This window comes from Streptomyces sp. Inha503, from assembly GCF_047215865.1.
Lineage (GTDB): Bacteria > Actinomycetota > Actinomycetes > Streptomycetales > Streptomycetaceae > Streptomyces > Streptomyces lycopersici.
Genome location: NZ_CP178360.1, coordinates 2,640,695 through 2,657,895 on the forward strand (window position 1 = coordinate 2,640,695; position 17,201 = coordinate 2,657,895).

Sequence of the window (17,201 nt, forward strand, 5' to 3'; positions counted from 1 at the left end):
GCGGCGGTGCGGATCAGGCGCTGTCGCGGGCGAGCCTGCGGCGCTCTTCGAGGGTGTGCGTAACGCGCCGCGCGTCCCGTGGGTAGGTGGTGTGGAGCACGCCGAGTACCACGGCGTTGAGGAGCATGAAGACCACCATGACCCAGAGGAAGACCTCCTGGAGGCCAAGGCTCTCGGCGAGCTGACCGGCGGCGAGGGAGAAGAGGGCCCAGCCGATGGTCTCGAAGATGGACAGCCAGATGGCGAATGCCTGGCCACGGAGTTCGGGGAGGACGACCGCGGATACCAGTGGCCGGTTCACCGGGGGGTTCAACCCCTGGCCGAAGCCCATGAGGGCCCAGAAGACGCAGTAAATTGCGATCCCGCCGGAGTAGTGGAACTGGGTCCCGAAGAAGGCCACGACGGCGAAGAGAACCTGTGCGAGCTGGAGATAGGCCACGCGGCCCCGCATGGGCCACCGCCGGTCGACGAACGCCAGAAGGTAGCCACCACCGATGGTCCCGGCGAGGTATCCGACGCCCATCGGAATCCCCACGACGGCCGCGGTGGCGTTGGTGAATCCGCGTTCGGAGGCCAGGAACTGGATTCCGAAGACGGCGATGAGCAGGTGTCCGGAGAGGAGCCGCGAGAGCATCATCACCGAGTAGGTCGGGATGCGGAACAGCGAGAGTACGGACTTCACCGTGACGGTGTTCTTCACCCGCGCCGTCTCGGTCAGGTCCGCCAGCTGCTCCTCGGCAGCGCCGACGCCGGGGTCCTTGAAGGCGACCGCGACGATGAGCCCGGCGAGGACGCAGACCCCGCCGATCGCCCACATCCCGTAGCGCCAGCCGTCGCTGAAGCCCGTGAAGAGAGCGATGACCGGGCCGATGGCCTGTCCGAACGTGGCGGTGATGCCATAGAGGAGGCCGACCGCCTTTCCCCGTTCGCGGTCCGTGAAGGAGTCGGCGATGACGGCGTTGCTTATCGGGGAGGCGCCGATCAGACAAGCGGCCATGAGGGTGTTGCACAGCAGCAGGAAGCCGAAGTTCTGGGCGAATCCCGCGAGGATGCCGAAGAGGCCGCCGAGGACGGTGGTGAGTACGAGGGTGACGCGACGGCCGATCCGTCCCGCCAGCCACACCCAGAACGGGCCGGTCGGCACGGAGGCCACCTTGCCGAGCGCCGCGAGCGTGCCCAGATTGCCACTGGTGAGGCCGAGGGCGCTGGAGATGGAGGGGAAGAGGGTGGATGTCGCGTTGCCCTCGGTGTTGTCCACGGCGGTGACGCCGGTGAGGGTCAGCAGGTTGCGCCAGCGGTGGGGGACGCGGGAGGCGGTGGCGGTGTGGGGTGCGGCGGTGGGTGCCGCGGACTGTTCCGTTGCCATGGGGCGTTCCTGTCGGTGTGCTCAGGCAGCCATGGGGAAGGTGGCTACAGGTCCTGAAGACAGTCCGCGAGGGACCGCAGCGTGCCGGTGGGAATGACCGCCCACCGCGCCAGGTCGACCAGGCTCGACTGCGGGGGAAAGGCGATGAGTTCGGTGTGGGTGAGGTCGGGGAGGTGTTTCTCGACCGCCGTCCTGACGGCGGGGTCCCGGAGCAGTTCGAGCACCGGTCGTTCGAAGAGAGCGCCATTCGGCAGGTCGTCCGGGAGCGGCATCGGCTCCGCGAGCGCGGCCGCGCGCTCCGCCTGCTCCCGGACGAGCAGGTGCCGCTCGGTGATCTCACCGTCGTAGGGGATGCCGAGCCGGTCGAACTGGCTGCGGGGGGCGTCACTGGCGCGCAGGAGATCGGCCAGCAGGCGCAGCATCCGCAGCTCGGTCTCCGGGTCGTCGAGGGGCTGCTGCTGCCCGGGGTCGCTTTCGAGGTCGAAGAGCAGGGTTCCGTGCCGCCACGGATTCATCCACCCGCCGGTGGTGGGGATCCGCAGGGTGCGCAGCCCCTTGGTGAAGGGGAACGGGTCGGCCGGCTCCCAATCGGTGAGCTCCGCCACGCCGAAGCGCGCCCGCATATGCGTCGGCATGAGCGTGTAGTCCTCCAGCGGGCCGTTCTCCGGGGTGGCCCCGGCGCGCATGTACACGTAGCGGCCGTCGGTCACGTTCACATGACCGCCGTGGATCCCGAACAGCGCGCCCTCGCGCAGGCGCCGGTCGTCGCCGAGAACGGCCGCGAGGTCACGCCCCTGCACGTCGGGCGGGGTCGTGAGCCCGAAGTACCGCAGCAGGGTGGGGGCGATGTCGATCGTCTGGGCGAGCGCGCCCCGGCGGGTGTCCGCGCCCCGGGTGCGCGGGTCCCACAGGAACATCGGCAGGTGCACCAGCTCGTTGAACCACGGCATCACCGACTTCGCCCACCAGCCGTGCTCGCCGAGCAGGAAGCCGTGGTCGGTGTTGACGATCAGCAGGGTGTCGTCCCACATGCCGTGCTCGTCCATGGCGTCGAGCACCCGGCCCAGCGAGTGGTCGCACATCGACACCAGCGCGGCGTACCGGCGTCGCGCTTGCTCGACCTGGTCCGTCGGCTCGGTGACCTTCTGGTAGCCGGGCCAGTCGAACTCGGGGCCCGCCTGGCCGTCCAGGTAGCGGGAGGTGTAGGGCTCGTGCACGAAGAAGGGCTCGTGCGGGTCGAAGAGCTCCAGCTGGAGCAGCCAGCGGTCCGCGTCCGCGTTGGTGCGCAGGAAGTCCACTCCGGCGTCGACGGTACGGGTCTGGGAGTGTTCCGCTTCGGTGGGCATATAGGTGCGGTTGATCGCGTCCTGCCGCCGGATGGGCGGGCCCTCACCCTCGCGGAGCCCGTCGACGACGCCCTTCCATGGATCGCCTTCCTGACCGCGGAAGAATTCCCATGTGGTGTAGCGGGTGTGATAGGTCGCCCCGCCGTCCTCCCAGTAGTGCGGATGGTCCGAGACCAGGTGGGTGTGGATTCCCGCGTCCCGCAGCATTTGCGGCATCGAGTCGTCGAAAGGCTCCAGCGGACCCCACGAACGGTGCAGGAAGTTGTAACGCCCGGTGTGGAGTTCCCGGCGGGCCGGCATGCACGGCATCGATCCGGCGTAGAAGTTGTCGAACGTCACCGCCCGGGAAGCCAGCCGCGCGAAATTCGGCGCGTCCACGATCGTGTCCGCGTACGGAGCGAGCATGTGCCGGTTCAGGCTGTCGAACATGAGAATGATGGCGCGCACGGAAGGTGTTTCCTTCGTTCAGCGGGGGTCGCGGAGGGTTCAGCGGGCGTCGCGGAGGAGGCAGAGGAGGTCCGGGGCCCCGGCACCCTCCGGAGCGTCGAGCAGCACTCGCCTCAGCGCCTCCAGGCGCTCGATATGTGCGTCAATCGCCTGCGTCCCGGCCTCGTGGGCCCACTCGCCCACGAGCGTCGCCAGGTCCTCGTCGAACGGTGCGCGGGTGTCGACGGCCTGGCGGCGGTCACGGAAGCGGTAGCGGGCCACTTGCTCGCGGCGCGCGGTGAGCTCGGTGTCGATGAGACGCAGAAGCTGCTCGCGCGTCATGAATCCGGCGAAGGTGATCCGTACACCGAAATCCGGGTCCTCGAACCGCGTCGGGGGAATGTACGGCCCGGTGAGCCAGTCGAGGAAAACGGTCATTCCCTCGTCGGTGATCCGGTACGTCTTGGCGTCGGTGGCACCGGCCCGCTGCTGAACGGTGTGGGTCACCCACCCGCTGGATTCCATCTTCCCCAGTGACCGGTAGACCTGACTCATCTGGGTGTTGGAACGCAGGAAGCGCCCATGGGTGTCCAGGTACTTCTTCAGGTCATAGCCGGTGCTGGGGTGCCGGGCGAGCACACCCAGCAAAATGCTTTCGAGCTTCATCGCTCGCTCCTCACGGCGGCTCCGCGGACTGTCCCTGCCCGGCGGAGAATGCATGCCACAAGTGGAATGACTAAGGTGGGGAGACCATGACACATGTTGAATGCCTCCGCAAGGGTTCCAGCCCCTGGCGCACACCGAACGGAGATATCGCCGCACATGTCCCCGCACTGCTGTCCGCCCGGCCGGTCCGGCGACCCGGCCGCCGTTTCCGCCCCTGTCTCCGCGTCGCCCGCCGAGGGGAACGGCGACAGCGCCCGTGCCTCCGCCATACGGCTCCCTGGCGGAACCTTCCTCATGGGCAGTGAGGATGCCGACCTCAACCCCGGCGACGGCGAGGGGCCGGTGCGCCCGGTCACCGTGGCTCCCTTCGCCATCGATGCCCACTGCGTGACCAACCAGCGCTTCGCCGCCTTCGTCACGGCGACCGGGTACCGCACCGAGGCCGAACGGTTCGGCTGGTCGTACGTCTTTGCCGGCTTCCTCCCCGGCGAATTGCGCCGCCTCTCCCCGCGCCCCGAGAGCGCGCCCTGGTGGTGTGGGGTCCAAGGAGCGTACTGGGCGGCGCCGGAAGGGCCCGGCAGTGACCTGTCCGGCCGCCCGGACCATCCGGTCGTGCACGTCTCGTGGACGGACGCGGACGCGTTCTGCCAATGGGAGGGATCGCGGCTGCCGACCGAGGCGGAGTGGGAGTACGCCGCCCGCGGCGGCCTGGAGGGCAAACGCTTCCCCTGGGGCGACGAACTCACCCCCGGCGGCGAACACCGCTGCAACATCTGGCAGGGCCGCTTCCCCTCCCACAACACCGCCGAGGACGGCTACGCCGGCACCGCCCCCGTCACCGCGTACCGGCCCAACGGCTACGGTCTGCACAACGTCGCCGGCAACGTATGGGAGTGGTGCGCCGACCGGTGGGCCACCACCACGTCCCGGGCAGAGGACACCCGCGCCAACCCCGCCGGGTCGCACCATGACACCGCGCGGGTCCTGCGCGGCGGCTCGTACCTGTGCCACGACTCCTACTGCAACCGCTACCGAGTAGCCGCCCGCACCAGCAACAGCCCCGACAGCTCCAGCGGGAACACCGGCTTCCGCGTCGCTTGGCGCGCCGCGGCCGGGCCGGGCCGCCCCTAGGGCCCTTCTGACGGATCTCCGCGCCGGTTCAACCGGCCCTGGGACGGGCGAGTCCGAGGTCGTAGGCGAAGATCACGGCCTGGATGCGGTCGCGAGCGCCGATCTTGGCCAGGATGCGCCGGACGTGGGTTTTGACGGTGGACTCGGCCAGGAAGAAATGGGCGGCGATCTCGCCGTTGGTCCAGCCGGCGGCGACGGCCCGGATACCGGCGAGGAGTTCTTCGGGGCGCACATCCTTCAGGGAGAACGACGTCGGGGCGCAGCTCCGCCGCCAGGCGGACGGCAGCCCGAACCGATCGCCCGACGACCTCAGCCCTCACGCATCGGCCCGCCGTTCCGGACGGTCCGGGTTCTCTCCTGGCCCGGCCACGGCACCCGTATGGCGTTCTACGGGATCGCGGGTGAGAGACGGGCTACGGCCTCGGGTCGTCGACCTTGAGCTTGTCTCCGGTGTTGGAGACGTAGACCACCAGGAGCTTGGCCCGTTCGGTCCGGCTGGTGTTCTCGGTCAGGACGTGATGAGCGCCCGGCCGCTCGACCCAGTTCTCGCCCCGGCGGTAGGTGCGCACAGGCGTACCGGCGAGCTTGCTGCGCACGGTGCCTTCGAGGACGTAGGCGTAGACGAACGCCTTGCCGTGCCGGTGCGGCATCGCGCGGGCGCTGGGCGGGAAGTCGACGACCACCGAGGTGAACGTCTTGCCCGTCACATTCGGGAGGGCCTGCTGGAGCAGGGGCTTGACGGTTTCGGTGGGGTGCTTCGATGTCACGGCCGCGGCGGGCGTCTTGGCGTGGGCGGGCTGGTCCGAGGCGGCGGTGCAGGCCGTGGACGCGGTCAGCGTGGCGACGGCCAGCAGGCCACCGGCGATCCGCGTTCCGGTCATGAGGAGGCTCCCGTTCGGTCTTCCGCGACGCGGATGATCGTCTTGCCCGGGGTGCGGGTGGTGGGGGCGAACGCGGCGGGTGCCTCGGCGAGTGGCCGTACGGCGCCGACGACGGGCTTGAGCCGGCCGTCCCTCACTCGCGTGGCGAGGTCGGTGAGCCGGGCGCGGTCGGGTTCGACGACGAAGAAGATGGCCCGCCCGTCCTTGGGCCGGACCTTGGGCGGCACGACGATGGTGACCAACGTGCCGCTGGCCCGGACCAGGGCGGCCGAGCGGTCGAGGACGTCTCCGCCGATCACGTCGAACACGACGTCGGCCTCGCCGGCGTCCTCCACCTTCTCGGTCTGCAAGTCCAGGAAGGTGTCGACGCCCAGCGCGAGCGCCGTGTCCCGGTCGGCGGACCGGCCGGTGCCGATGACGCGGGCGCCGGCCTCGCGGGCGAGCTGTACCGCGATCGAGCCGACGCCGCCCGCGACACCGTGGATGAGGACGGTCTGGCCCGTGGCCAGACGGCCATGGTCGAACAGGCCCTGCCATGCGGTCAGCCCGGAGATCGGCAGTGCGGCGGCCAGGGTGTGGTCGACGTCCGCCGGCAGCGGCGCGAGATTGCGCGCCTCCACCGCGGCGTACTCGGCGAGCGAGCCGTCGCGGGCCCAGTCGGCGAGGCCGAACACCCGCTGGCCGACACTCAGGCCGGTGGTGCCGAACCCCAGCTCTTCGACGACACCCGACAGCTCGTGCCCGGGCACGCTCGGCGTCCGGTCGCGGCCTGCGCGATCGGTCCATGTGCCCGGCCAGTCCAGCTCTCCGGGGGTGAAGCCCGCGGCGTGCACCCGCACGATGACGTCGTTCTCGGCCGCGTGGGGGTAGGGCAGGTCCGTCAGGGACAGCCCGGCGAGACCGGCGTCACGGTCCCGGACAGTGATGGCTTGCATAAGGGTCCTTACTGGGGAAGGGCGCACGAGCGCGCAGCCCTTCACACAGGGCTCATCGCGGCTCGGCGCCCGAGGAACACAGAGATTTGGCTCTCATCTGGGGGACGAGGCAGCCCTTCGGGGCGCGACGGCTCAGACGTGGGAAAGCTTGGCCGGGTTGATGGCCCCGCGGTATGCGGATATCAGACCGTCCGTGATCTGTAGCGTGTCCACGGAGCAGACACGGCCCTCCCGGTGGAACACCGGGGCGAGCTCGCCACCGACCTCGACGAGCAGCCTCACCAGGCCGGCCAGGTCCCGGCCTCGTACGCGGCGCGGAAGACCGCGAGTACGCGTTCACGCTCCGCTTTCGACACCTGCGGCATGGACTGCTTCGCCTTGGCCACCCGCCGCCGAGCCGGCGAGGCGAGCTGCCGGGCACCCGGCACGGAAACGTCCAGCACCTCGGCGATCCAACCGAACTCGCTCTCCCAGCCGGCTCCGAGCACGTCCTCCCGCCCGGACGGCCCCGGCGCGTGCCCGTCACCCATGCAGACGCAACCTCCTCCAGCTCGCGGACCCAGAGTAGCCATCCGAACTCGTGATCCGCGGTGCGCCGCACCCGGAGGACGGGCGGATCCATGACGGCCGTCTGCGACGGCTGGTCGTCAAGGCCGTCAACCGAGCCCGGCCTCGTCGTCAGGGAAGCCGCGCCGTGGCGGCTACTGCTCTTCGTCCCCGGTCGACCGGCCCCGCAATTTGTGCCATATCCGGTGCAGGGACGCGCCGAGAGCCGGGTGGTGGAAGTGCACTCCGCCGGAGATGTGGCCGGCCTGGACGGTGGGGCCGTGGAAAGTGCCGTCGGAGATGGTGTTCGCGCTGCCTGTCGCCTTGCTCGGCGCTTGTTGTGCGGGCTCCGCCTCCGGCAGTGGCCGGATATCCACGAGACGGTACCCCGCAAGCCCGCCGCTTCCCTGATGGGTTTCGGTCTCCGTCGCGCCTATGAGACGTCGTGCCGCCTTCTGCGTGGCGGCCGCGATGCTGCCTTCCGCCTCAATCCGCGACGTGATGCGGTCGAGCTCGCCGCGGACCGCGTCAAGCAGGTTGCGGGTGTCGCGTAGTCGGTCGCGCGCTTCGCCCAGTTGTTGGACACTCGTGTCCCGCTTGGCGCGAGCCTCCTCTGTACGATCCGCGAGTAACCTGATGGCGCTCGCGAGGGGGTCCTCCGATCCAAGGGACCAGTGAAAGCTCACGCCGAGGGCTTCGTTCGTCGCATCGAGAACCTTGACCACTTTGGTGGACAGGCGGCGCCAGTCGTGCTGGCGGTGCGTGGCGCGCACGTGCCGGGCCATGGCGAGGAGGTGCCGTACGGACTCATCGACGGTTCCCGACGAGAGCAGCTCGGCCAATCTCGCCCGCCAGCTGCCGACCAGCTCGGGGTCGGCGGCGGATACCATCTCCAGATGCCGGTCCAAGCCCTCGAACTGGGCGCGGAGTTCGGGACCCATATGCTCGTCGAGACAGTCCTTCAACCTGGCCTGGAACACTTCCAGGCCCTTTATGTCGCCGTCTTCATAGCCGCGAACATCCCGCTCCAGCCACCTCGTTTCCCATTCCAGCCGTTCCGCCTCCCGTTCAAGCTGCCTTTTCTCCTTGCGGAGTTCAGCCGCGCGGCGGGAGTGGCCGAGGTCCCCGGCGATCTGTTTGCACAGGCGGTAGAGGCCGAAGTCGGGGCGCTCCGGCTCCGGCCAGCGTACGAGTACCGCCGTGCGCTCGGTGAAGTCGAGGAACAGAACACCGGGCAGCCACGACTCCGGTACCTCGAAGTACGCGGCACATCGGGACACCGCCTCGGTCCACGCGACATGGTGCTCTTTGGGCTTACGCGGGGCCTCCGCGAAGACATCGCCTGGGATCAGTGCTTCGCGGGCCGAATGGAGGGAATCGACGAACCGCCAGGCGAAGTCGTCCCCGACGCGGCAGAGCGGCAGGACGCTCAAGCCGTACAGGCTCGCCACGTCGTCCACGTAGGTGTCGCTCACGAGATTGAGCTGGTAGACGTCGGGCAACCGCCGTTCCGGGTCCGGGCAGAGGACGGCGAGAAGCTGCCCGGTGACATCGTGGAGGCTCGTCCAGTCGTCTGTCAGCTCCCAGTGCAGCGTCCGCGCGTCCGCGGTGCGCGCCAGGACGACCACCATGCCGGTGAAGTGCGCGTTCTCCGCGGCGCGGACAACGTGCGGAAGCAGGGCGGGAATCGAGGCGGGCGCCGAGAACATGGAGCCTCCACTGGACGTGCATGCCCGGGTGTCCACCAGGATCCTACCGAAGTCAGGCTCCTGGCCCACTCCACGCGAGGTCGGCCGTGTCATCCGTGCGGTGCAACCGCTGCGGTATCTGAAGGACGCCGTCGCGGCCGGCCCGGACCATCTGTCACCGCCCCGGGCCGCGGCGTTCATCCGGCGGTGTCGGACACCGGTGTCGGCTGGGGCTGGGGCTCGGGCTGGGTGAGGTTGTCCATGATCAGGCCGAGGGTGAAATCGAACCGGTCGTGCCCCGTGCCGGAGGTCAGCTCGGCGGCATAGCGTCGGGTCTGCGGAAACGTGTCGGCCGGCAGTGCGGTGAACCGGCTGATCAGCTCCTCGCGGCCAAGGACCCATTCCTGGTCCGGGTGTCTGCGCCGCTGCTGGACCAGCGACTGCTCCAAGGCGTAGGCGCTGACGTAGAGGGACAGAGCGTCCAGCACCCAGGAGGCGTTCCGCGGTTCGATTCCACCGGCGAGCAGGATCGCCAATAGCCCCTCCCTGACCCGCAACGTGGAGAGGTTGGTCGGGACTACGCCCAGCGCGGCACGGGAGACTCCCGGGTACTTCAGATACTGGTCGCGGATCTGCGCGTACACGTCGAGGATCTGCTTGCGCCAAATGGGCTTCTTACGTGGTGACGCCGCCACGGGCTCCCCAGCGGGCTGGGCGGGATCGTCCAAGAAGAACTAAGTTCGCCAGTCTGTTCAGGAGGAGGGGGTGTGATGCGAGTTTCCGTGGTCGGAGCCGGTCTGGGAGGTCTCTGCTTGGCGCAGGGTCTGCGCGGTGCCGGGATCGAGGCCGACGTGTACGAGCGGGACCCGGCGATCACCGCGCGGTTCCAGGGCTACCGGCTCATGCTGAGCCCGGTGGGGTTCGAGGCGCTGCGCGGCTGTCTGCCGCCCCGCTGGCACCCGCTGCTGGACGCGATCGTCGGTGACGCCCGTGCCGAGCGGCTGATCCTCGACCCGCAGCTGAACCGGATCGGCGAGCTCGGCCCCGGTAGGACCGGGACCGGGAAGGGGATCGTGATCGACCGGAACGGCTGCGGCACTTGCTGCTGACCGGACTCACCGTGCGCACCGGGGCCGCACTGACGAGCTATGACGTGCTGGACGACGGCAAGGTCGAAGCCCGGTTCGCGCACGGCGGCCCGGCCACCGCCGACCTGCTCGTGGGGGCGGACGGGGTCGGCTCCACCGTCCGCGCGGTGCTCTCGCCGCAGACCACCCCGACCGACACCGGCGCCCGGTTCGTCATCGGCCGCACGCCGCTGACCGAGCGCTTCGCCACCCTGGAGCCGGCCTTCGGCTCGAAGATAGCCGGGGACGGGGTGAGCCTGATGCTCGGAGCGATGCGTTTCCGTACCCCGCCGAAGCAGGCGGCCGAGGAACTGGCCCCCGAGGTGACCCTCCCCGACATCCGCGACTACGTGCGCTGGGCGATGCTCCTGCCACCGAACGGCGCGCTCGGCGCCCCGACCGCGCAGGAGGCCGCGCTGTCCAGGATGGAGGGCTGGCATCCGGACCTGCGGGCGCTCATCGAGCAGGCCGACCCGGACAACAGCACCCTGCTGTCCATCCGGGTGGTCGAGCCCCGCGAGCGCTGGGCGCCCGGTCCGGTCACGCTGCTCGGGGACGCCATCCACGCCACCTCCCCGACCGGCGGCAACGGCGCGAACACCGCCCTGCGCGATGCCGACCTGCTGCGCCGCCGCCTGATCGATGCCGTCGAGCGCCGCCAAGACCTCCTCGGCGCGGTCGCCGACTACGAGCGGCAGATGTTCGAGTACGGCGGCGAGGCGGTGCGCCACAGCCTCGCCGCGCTACCCGCCTTCGCCCCGGCCCCGGAACAAACCCGATGACCGGAGAACAACCCGATGACCGGCCGCCCTGTCGTCAAACGATCCCCACCTCCCTCGGTCCGGTGAGCGGTGCGAAGTCGGCCAGTTGGGGGCATGCCTCGATTTTCAGGACGCCCAGTGAGGTCAGTGACTCCAGGCCGTCGATGCCCTTGAGACTGGTCAGGCGCTTGCAGCTGGTGAGGTGGAGTGTGCTGACATCACCGACGTCGGACAGCCCGTCCAGGTCACGGATGCCGGTACGGCCCACGTCGAGCTCGGTGAGATTGCGCAATCCGGAGAGTTGGTGCGCGTCCTTGAAGGAGCGGCAGCCCCGCAAGCTGAGCTTCCTCAGCGCGGGAAAGGCCACGCCGAATCCGTCGGCACTGCGCACCTGGGTCATGCCCAGGTCCAGATGGCGCAGATTGCTGAGGGTGAGCAGCGGCCGGACGTCCTCGACGGCACGGCAGCGGTGCAGGTTGAGGCTGGTCAGCGCGGTCAGGCCGCCGAGCGGTGCGAGGTCGTGGACGCCGGCGCAGCCGTTCAGGTCGAGTTCCTCGAGGTCGGTCAGGGCGGCCAGGTCGGTGATGTCGGTGATGTCGGTGACCTCTTTGCAGCGGAAGACCGTGAGGGTGCGGAGAGTAGCGCCTCCCCCGTGTCGGAGATGGCGATCAGCTCGCGGACGGCCTCATAGGCACGGGACGGCGCGGGCTCTTCCCGTAAGGCCCGCAGTTCGGCGACGCGGGCGCTGGGGACCAGGCCGGACTCGGGATCGGGTTCAGAAGCGCTGGTTCGTGCTGTTCAGGTCCGTACCTCGTACACGGAACTGCCCACGTCCGCAGCCGGCGCCTCGGCCCCACGGGCATACGGCTCAGTCGGTGGCGAGGATCTGCGTGAGCGTCGTCAGCGCGCGGTCGCGGTGCGCGTCGAGCCCGGCGATCACCTCGTCCGCCGCCCCGCGCCGCACCGCGTCGAGGATCTCGTCGTGGGCCTCGACCGCTTTCTCCCGCTCTTCCGGTGAGTTGTAGTACATCGCGCGGTAGGGCTCGGTGGAGTCCCACAGCAGCCGGATCAGACGCACCGTGTGGGGCTGGTCCGCCGACTCCAGGATGTTGAAGTGGAACCGGCGGTTGGCTTCCAGCTCCGCGGCGACGTCACCTCGCCCGGCGGCCTCCGCGCAGTCACGGGCGGCGAGGGCGATCCGCTCGACCGCGTCCTCGTCCAGCGCGGGCAGGGACTGGCGCACCGCCCGCTCCTCCAGCAACTGCCGCAGGGCATAGATCTCCCGCAAGTCCGCCACGCGCAGCTCGGTGATGAAGTACCCGCGCCGGGGCCGGTAGACCACCTGCCCCTCCTGCTCCAGGGCCCGCAGCGCCTCGCGGACCGGGGCGAGGCTCACCCCGAGGCTCTCGGCGATCTCCTCCTGGAGGACCCGCTGCCCCGGGCGATAGCGGCCGGAAACGATCGCCCGTCGCAGCTCGTCGAGCGCGTGCTGGGCCATCGTTCCCGGTCCACTGTGGTGTGTCGTCACCGTCACGACTCTAGCGGTGTGTGTTCACCGGAACGCGTCGATCCCGGTCAGCGCGGACCCGACGACCAGCGCGTGCACATCCGCGGTGCCCTCGTAGGTGACGACGGACTCGAGGTTGGCCATGTGCCGCATCACCGGGTACTCCAGGGTGATCCCGTTGGCGCCCAGCACCTGCCGCGCCGTGCGGGCCACGTCCAGGGCGGCGTCGACGTTGCCCAGCTTGCCCATGCTCACCTGCTCGGGCCGCAACCGGCCGGCGTCCTTGAGCCGGCCCAGGTGCAGTGCCAGCAGGGTCGCCCGGTTGACCTCCAGCGCCATCCGGGCGAGCTTCTGCTGCTGGATCTGGAAGCCCCCGATCGGCTTGCCGAACTGCGTCCGGGTCGTGCTGTAGTCGATGGCGGCCGCCAGACAGGCGCGCGCGGCTCCGGCCGCGCCCCATACGATCCCGAAACGCGCCTCGTTCAGGCACGACAGCGGACCGCGCAGGGAGGTGGCGCCGGGCAGCATCGCCGAGGACGGAAGCCGGACCTCGTCCAGGACCAGCTCCGAGGTGGTCGACGCGCGCAGTGACAGCTTCTTGTGGATGTCGTGGGACGAGAAGCCCTTGGTGCCCTTGGGCACCAGGAAGCCGCGGACGCCCTCCTCGGTACGCGCCCAGACCACCGCCACATCGGCCAGCGAACCGTTGGTGATCCACATCTTCTGGCCGCTCAGGATCCAGTCGTCGCCATCCCGCCGGGCGCAGGTCCGCATGGAGCCCGGGTCCGAGCCCGAGTCCGGTTCGGTCAGGCCGAAGCATCCGATGGCCTCACCGGCCGCCATCCGCGGCAGCCATTGGCGCTTCTGCTCCTCCGAGCCCCACCGATGGATGGCGAACATGGCCAGCGAGCCCTGCACCGACACCAGGCTGCGCAGACCACTGTCACCGGCCTCCAACTCCAGGCACGCCAGCCCGTAGGCGGTGGCGCTCGTCCCGGCGCATCCGTAGCCCTCGAGGTGCATGCCCAGCACCCCCAACTTGCCCAGCTCCCCCACCAGTTCCCGGGGCAGCCGCCCCTGGTCGAACCAGTCTCCGATCCCGGGGAGCAACCGGTCGCGGACGAACGCGCGGACGGTGTCACGGATGTCGCGCTCCTCATCGGAGAGGGCGTGGTCGACAGAGAGGAAGTCCAGCGGAGCTACTGCCGAATGGGTCATCGTCGGCTCTCCTCTTGTTCTCGGGATCGTGGGCCTTTAGCCTGACTCTCGATTTTCGAAAATCGAGGATTTGAGGCTCGCAGATGACCACCGCTCTTGGCAACCTCCGGGTCCTGGACTTCGCCCGCGTCCTGGCCGGTCCCTTCGCGACGATGCTCCTCGCCGACCTGGGCGCCACCGTCACGAAGGTCGAACGCCCCGGGACCGGCGACGACACCCGCGCCTGGGGTCCGCCCCACGACCGGCACGGCCAGGCCACCTACTTCCAGTCGGTCAACCGCAACAAGGACGCGATCGCGCTCGATCTGTCCGATCCGCGCGATCGCGCCGAGGCGCGGCGGCTGGCCCTGTCCGCCGATGTGGTCGTCGAGAACTTCCGGCCCGGGCTGATGGCGGAGTTCGGCCTCGACCACGATCAGCTCCGGGCCGAGAACCCGGGCCTGATCTACTGCTCGATCACCGGCTTCGGACGCGGCCCCGGCGCCCAACTCCCCGGCTACGACCTGCTCGTCCAGGCGCTCGGCGGGCTGATGAGCATCACCGGAGAACCCGAAGGCCAGCCCCAGAAGGTCGGTGTGGCCGTGGTCGACGTGCTCGCCGGACTGTTCGCCACCACCGGCATCCTCACCGCGCTCCACCACCGGACCCGCACCGGCGAAGGGCAGCGGGTGGACGTCGACCTGCTGTCGTGCCTGCTCGCCGGGCTGGTCAACCAGGCCAGCGGCTACACCTCCGGCGGTGTCGTACCCACCCGGATGGGCAACCAGCACCCCAGCATCGCGCCCTACGAACCACTCCCCTGCTCCCACGGCGAGCTGGTGCTCGCCGTCGGCAACGACCGCCAGTTCACCGACCTCTGCCAGGTGCTCGGCGCCCCGCACCTGGCCGAGGACGAGCGATACGCCACCAACACCGCCCGGGTGCGGCACCGGGGTCAGTTGCGCACGGAGCTGATACGCCTGCTCGCGGCCCGGCCGGCCGAGGACTGGGCAAAGGAGCTGACCCGCGTGCGCGTGCCCGCCGGGATCGTCAACGACATCGCCGGCGCCTTCGCGCTCGCCACCGGCCTCGGGCTCGCCCCGACCGTGGAGCTTCCGCGCGCCGACGGCAGCGCCGTGACCCTGTGCCGCAACCCGATCAATCTCTCCGCGACCCCACCGGTCTACCGGTCCGCGCCGCCACCACTGCCGCGCCACCGGAGCGTCTGACCCGCCGCGGCCACGGTCATCGTCCGTCGCCGTCCACGAGCACGGTCTTCGGCGTCCGGCCGATCGGCCGCATCGAGGTGATCTCGCCCAGAGCGGCGTAGTTGGGTCCCGCGATCCGGGCGATCGGCCGCATCGCGGCGGTGTCGACCTTGCCGTCGGCCATCAGCGAGTCCCGGATGTGGAAGGCGAGGATCTCGCCGACGACGAACTCCGCACCGGTCAGCCCGTACGCGGTGACACTGTGGAGGCGGCACTCCAGGCTGACCGGCGCGTCCCGCAGCCGCGCGACGCCGACCCGGTCGGAGCCCACCGTGTCCAGGCCCAGCGTCTCGACCTCGCTGACGCCGGACGGGTACTCGACCGCGCTGTGATGCACCGCCTCGATCATCGTCTCGTCCGGGATGTTGACGACGAACTCGCCACCGCGATGGATGTTGTGGCCGGTGTCCTTGCGCACGCCCGCCTTACGGCCGATGTTGATGCCCACCATCGGGGGTTTGCTGGAGACGAAGGTGAAGCAGCTGAACGGCGCGAGGTTGAGCACCCCGTCCTCCGACAGCGAGGTCACCCAGGCGATCGGACGCGGGACGACGACCCCCGTCATCAGCTTGTACGTCTCCTCCGGGTCCAGCACCGAAGGCATGATCTTCATCGGACTCCTCCCTCACGGGACCGCCGGTACTCGGCCAGCGTCTCGGCCGACGCCGGATAGACGCCCCCGAGCGGAGCCCCGGCCCTGACCTTGTCGCCGAGGAAGACTTCGAGGTCCTCCTGTTCGGCCGAGGCGACGGCCACGTCGTCCGCCATATGACGGGGCACCACGATCACGCCGTCGCCATCACCGACCAGCACGTCTCCGGGGTACACCGCGACATCGCCGCAGCCGACCGGAACGCCCTGGTCGGCCACGCGCAGGTAGGCGCGGCTCACGTTCGCCGTCCTGCCCGCGGCGTAGCACGGCAGGCCGGTGGCGCCGATGGCGGCCACGTCGCGCAGGCCGCCGTCGGTCACCAGGCCCTTCACTCCCCGCGCCTTGAGCCGCTCGACGAGGATGTCGCCACCGGTCGCGGTCCGCGACTGCCCGCGGGCATCGATCACCAGCACGGCGCCTGCCGGGGTGGATTCGACGACGTCGAACAGGGACAGCCCCGGCACGACCTGGGAGCCCGGCCAGAGCCCGTCCCGGTCCTCCCGTGAGGGGATGCAGCGCATCGTCCACGCGGCTCCCACCAGGCGGCATCCCGGCTCCAGTGGCGCCACCCCGGTGATGAACTGGTCCCGCAGGCCGCGCTTGAGCAGTTGGCTGGCGACGGTGGCCGTACTGACCCCGGCGAGCAGCGGTTCGGTCCGGGCGGCGAGCGGCGGCAAGCCGTCCGCCGCGGAGTGTCCGGCGGTCACCGCGCACCGTCCAGGAGGCCCCAGGACTCGGCCGCGGCGCGCACCCGCCGCTGACCGGCCTCCGACAGCGGTGCCAGTGGCGCGCGCAGGGTCGGGCCGATCTCGCCGGTCCGCGACATCAGCCACTTGACCGCGGTCGGGTTGGTCTCGGTCAGCACGACGTCGTTGAGGTCCAGCAGCCGGTAGTGCAGGTCCCGCGCCTCGTCCCAGTCGCCCTCGGTGAACGCCTCGTACATCCGGGCGATCTCGCGCGGCACGAGGTTCGCGGTCACGCTGATGAATCCGGCGCCGCCGATCGCGAGCAGCGGGAAGCACAGCGCTTCGAGCCCCGAGAAGAGCAGGAACTCCGGGCCGCACTCGCGGAGCACGAAGTTGGCGTGCGCGAAGTCGGGGCTCGCTTCCTTCATGCCGATGATCTGCGGCACATCGCGCGACAGCCGGCCGACGGTCTCCGGCGCGATCTCCACTCCGGTGCGGGCCGGGATGTTGTAGACGAGGAGGGGGATGTCCACCGCCTCGGCGAGTTCGCTGTACCAGGCGTACAGGCCCTCCTGCGTCGGCCGGGCGTAATACGGCACGATCACCAGGGCCGCGTCCGCGCCCGCCTCCTGCGCCTTCTTGGTGATCTCGATGGTTTCCGGCAGCTGATGGGTGCCGGTGCCGGGAACGAAGGGCAGCCTCCCCCCGATGGTTTCCGCGGCCACCTCGATCATCCGCAGGCGTTCGGCGAGGGTGAGCGCGCCCGGTTCACCGGTCGTACCGGTGACCGAGATCCCGTGGCTGCCCGCGTCCACGTGGTGATCGATCAGTTTGCGCAGCGCCGCGAAGTCCACCGCGCCGTCCGGGTCGAACGGTGTGACCAGCGGGACGATCGAGCCACGCAGTGTGGGCGGGGCCTTGGCCATGGCGGGTACCTCTCTCCGTTGCGGCGAGTGCTCTCGCATGGACGCTATGAAGTGCGCTCCGCCACCCTCAAGACACGCTGAGCGGCCATTGA

19 protein-coding genes and 2 pseudogenes are annotated in these 17,201 nt (G+C 70.0%); 5 read left to right on the forward strand and 16 right to left on the reverse strand.

The genetic code is table 11. The annotated features are described in order from the left end of the window. Positions 1–13 precede the first annotated feature (13 nt). The 3 genes from ACJX2R_RS10545 to ACJX2R_RS10555 are packed head-to-tail and all read right to left on the reverse strand — an operon-like array spanning position 14 to position 3,804. Complete coding sequence (locus tag ACJX2R_RS10545; RefSeq protein WP_413099854.1) at positions 14–1,366, reverse strand: MFS transporter; 1,353 nt, start codon at positions 1,364–1,366, stop codon at positions 14–16. A gap of 44 nt (positions 1,367–1,410) precedes the next feature. Continuing rightward, positions 1,411–3,159 carry a sulfatase gene (locus ACJX2R_RS10550; protein WP_413099855.1) on the reverse strand — a complete coding sequence of 583 codons (1,749 nt, stop codon included), beginning with the start codon at positions 3,157–3,159 and terminating at the stop codon, positions 1,411–1,413. Positions 3,160–3,198: 39 nt separating this feature from the next. Then, a complete protein-coding gene (locus ACJX2R_RS10555; RefSeq protein WP_413099856.1) occupies positions 3,199–3,804 on the reverse strand; it encodes a PadR family transcriptional regulator in 606 nt (201 codons plus the stop codon). Between the two features lie 156 nt (positions 3,805–3,960). On the opposite strand from ACJX2R_RS10555, the gene ACJX2R_RS10560 reads away from it, so the two are divergent. Beyond that, a complete protein-coding gene (locus tag ACJX2R_RS10560; protein WP_413099857.1) occupies positions 3,961–4,935 on the forward strand; it encodes a formylglycine-generating enzyme family protein in 975 nt (324 codons plus the stop codon). A gap of 28 nt (positions 4,936–4,963) precedes the next feature. Here ACJX2R_RS10560 and ACJX2R_RS10565 read toward each other — a convergent pair. From ACJX2R_RS10565 to ACJX2R_RS10595, 7 genes and pseudogenes are all read right to left on the reverse strand, one after another. Beyond that, positions 4,964–5,188 (reverse strand): annotated as a pseudogene (locus ACJX2R_RS10565) (response regulator transcription factor); the annotation flags it as partial. Positions 5,189–5,348: 160 nt separating this feature from the next. Then, positions 5,349–5,816 (reverse strand): cupin domain-containing protein, encoded by a 468-nt coding sequence (locus ACJX2R_RS10570; RefSeq protein ID WP_413099858.1) that lies wholly within the window; start codon positions 5,814–5,816, stop codon positions 5,349–5,351. After that, on the reverse strand, positions 5,813–6,751 hold the full coding sequence (locus tag ACJX2R_RS10575; protein ID WP_413099859.1) for an NADP-dependent oxidoreductase: 939 nt from the start codon (positions 6,749–6,751) through the stop codon (positions 5,813–5,815). The genes ACJX2R_RS10570 and ACJX2R_RS10575 overlap by 4 nt, the downstream gene beginning before the upstream one ends. 132 nt (positions 6,752–6,883) lie before the next feature. After that, on the reverse strand, positions 6,884–7,033 hold the full coding sequence (locus ACJX2R_RS10580; RefSeq protein ID WP_413099860.1) for a hypothetical protein: 150 nt from the start codon (positions 7,031–7,033) through the stop codon (positions 6,884–6,886). Further along, on the reverse strand, positions 7,030–7,281 hold the full coding sequence (locus ACJX2R_RS10585; protein WP_413099861.1) for a hypothetical protein: 252 nt from the start codon (positions 7,279–7,281) through the stop codon (positions 7,030–7,032). Before ACJX2R_RS10585 ends, ACJX2R_RS10580 begins: the two co-directional genes overlap by 4 nt. A 171-nt stretch (positions 7,282–7,452) precedes the next feature. Then, positions 7,453–9,006: a hypothetical protein gene (locus ACJX2R_RS10590; protein WP_413099862.1), complete on the reverse strand. Its 1,554-nt coding sequence runs from the start codon at positions 9,004–9,006 to the stop codon at positions 7,453–7,455. 176 nt (positions 9,007–9,182) lie between these two features. Then, positions 9,183–9,650, reverse strand: a pseudogene (locus tag ACJX2R_RS10595) (TetR/AcrR family transcriptional regulator C-terminal domain-containing protein); the annotation flags it as partial. Between the two features lie 105 nt (positions 9,651–9,755). Here ACJX2R_RS10595 and ACJX2R_RS10600 point away from each other — a divergent pair. Both ACJX2R_RS10600 and ACJX2R_RS10605 read left to right on the forward strand, forming a co-directional pair. Further along, positions 9,756–10,094 (forward strand): FAD-dependent oxidoreductase, encoded by a 339-nt coding sequence (locus tag ACJX2R_RS10600; protein WP_413099863.1) that lies wholly within the window; start codon positions 9,756–9,758, stop codon positions 10,092–10,094. Next, positions 10,085–10,894 (forward strand): FAD-dependent oxidoreductase, encoded by an 810-nt coding sequence (locus ACJX2R_RS10605; protein ID WP_413099864.1) that lies wholly within the window; start codon positions 10,085–10,087, stop codon positions 10,892–10,894. The genes ACJX2R_RS10600 and ACJX2R_RS10605 overlap by 10 nt, the downstream gene beginning before the upstream one ends. Before the next feature lie 34 nt (positions 10,895–10,928). Here ACJX2R_RS10605 and ACJX2R_RS10610 read toward each other — a convergent pair whose 3' ends face one another. Beyond that, positions 10,929–11,273 carry a hypothetical protein gene (locus ACJX2R_RS10610; RefSeq protein WP_413099865.1) on the reverse strand — a complete coding sequence of 115 codons (345 nt, stop codon included), beginning with the start codon at positions 11,271–11,273 and terminating at the stop codon, positions 10,929–10,931. Between the two features lie 12 nt (positions 11,274–11,285). Here ACJX2R_RS10610 and ACJX2R_RS10615 point away from each other — a divergent pair, with 12 nt between their 5' ends. After that, positions 11,286–11,564, forward strand: a complete 279-nt coding sequence (locus ACJX2R_RS10615; RefSeq protein ID WP_413099866.1) for a hypothetical protein — start codon at positions 11,286–11,288, stop codon at positions 11,562–11,564. Positions 11,565–11,741: 177 nt separating this feature from the next. On the opposite strand, the gene ACJX2R_RS10620 is transcribed toward ACJX2R_RS10615, so the two are convergent. Next, positions 11,742–12,401: a GntR family transcriptional regulator gene (locus ACJX2R_RS10620; RefSeq protein WP_413099867.1), complete on the reverse strand. Its 660-nt coding sequence runs from the start codon at positions 12,399–12,401 to the stop codon at positions 11,742–11,744. Between the two features lie 24 nt (positions 12,402–12,425). Continuing rightward, positions 12,426–13,598 (reverse strand): acyl-CoA dehydrogenase family protein, encoded by a 1,173-nt coding sequence (locus ACJX2R_RS10625; protein ID WP_413099868.1) that lies wholly within the window; start codon positions 13,596–13,598, stop codon positions 12,426–12,428. An 83-nt stretch (positions 13,599–13,681) separates the two neighbouring features. Between ACJX2R_RS10625 and ACJX2R_RS10630 the strand changes: the two genes are divergently transcribed. Next, positions 13,682–14,806: a CaiB/BaiF CoA transferase family protein gene (locus tag ACJX2R_RS10630; RefSeq protein WP_413099869.1), complete on the forward strand. Its 1,125-nt coding sequence runs from the start codon at positions 13,682–13,684 to the stop codon at positions 14,804–14,806. 16 nt (positions 14,807–14,822) lie between these two features. Here ACJX2R_RS10630 and ACJX2R_RS10635 read toward each other — a convergent pair whose 3' ends face one another. From ACJX2R_RS10635 to dapA, 3 genes are read right to left on the reverse strand one after another with little or no spacing between them, the layout of a single operon-like run. After that, positions 14,823–15,458, reverse strand: a complete 636-nt coding sequence (locus tag ACJX2R_RS10635; RefSeq protein ID WP_413099870.1) for a flavin reductase family protein — start codon at positions 15,456–15,458, stop codon at positions 14,823–14,825. Then, entirely contained in the window at positions 15,455–16,204 is a 750-nt protein-coding gene (locus ACJX2R_RS10640; RefSeq protein ID WP_413099871.1) for a hypothetical protein, read from the reverse strand. Before ACJX2R_RS10640 ends, ACJX2R_RS10635 begins: the two co-directional genes overlap by 4 nt. Next, positions 16,201–17,109, reverse strand: a complete 909-nt coding sequence (gene dapA / locus ACJX2R_RS10645) for a 4-hydroxy-tetrahydrodipicolinate synthase (protein WP_413099872.1) — start codon at positions 17,107–17,109, stop codon at positions 16,201–16,203. The genes ACJX2R_RS10640 and dapA overlap by 4 nt, the downstream gene beginning before the upstream one ends. Positions 17,110–17,201: the final 92 nt, after the last annotated feature.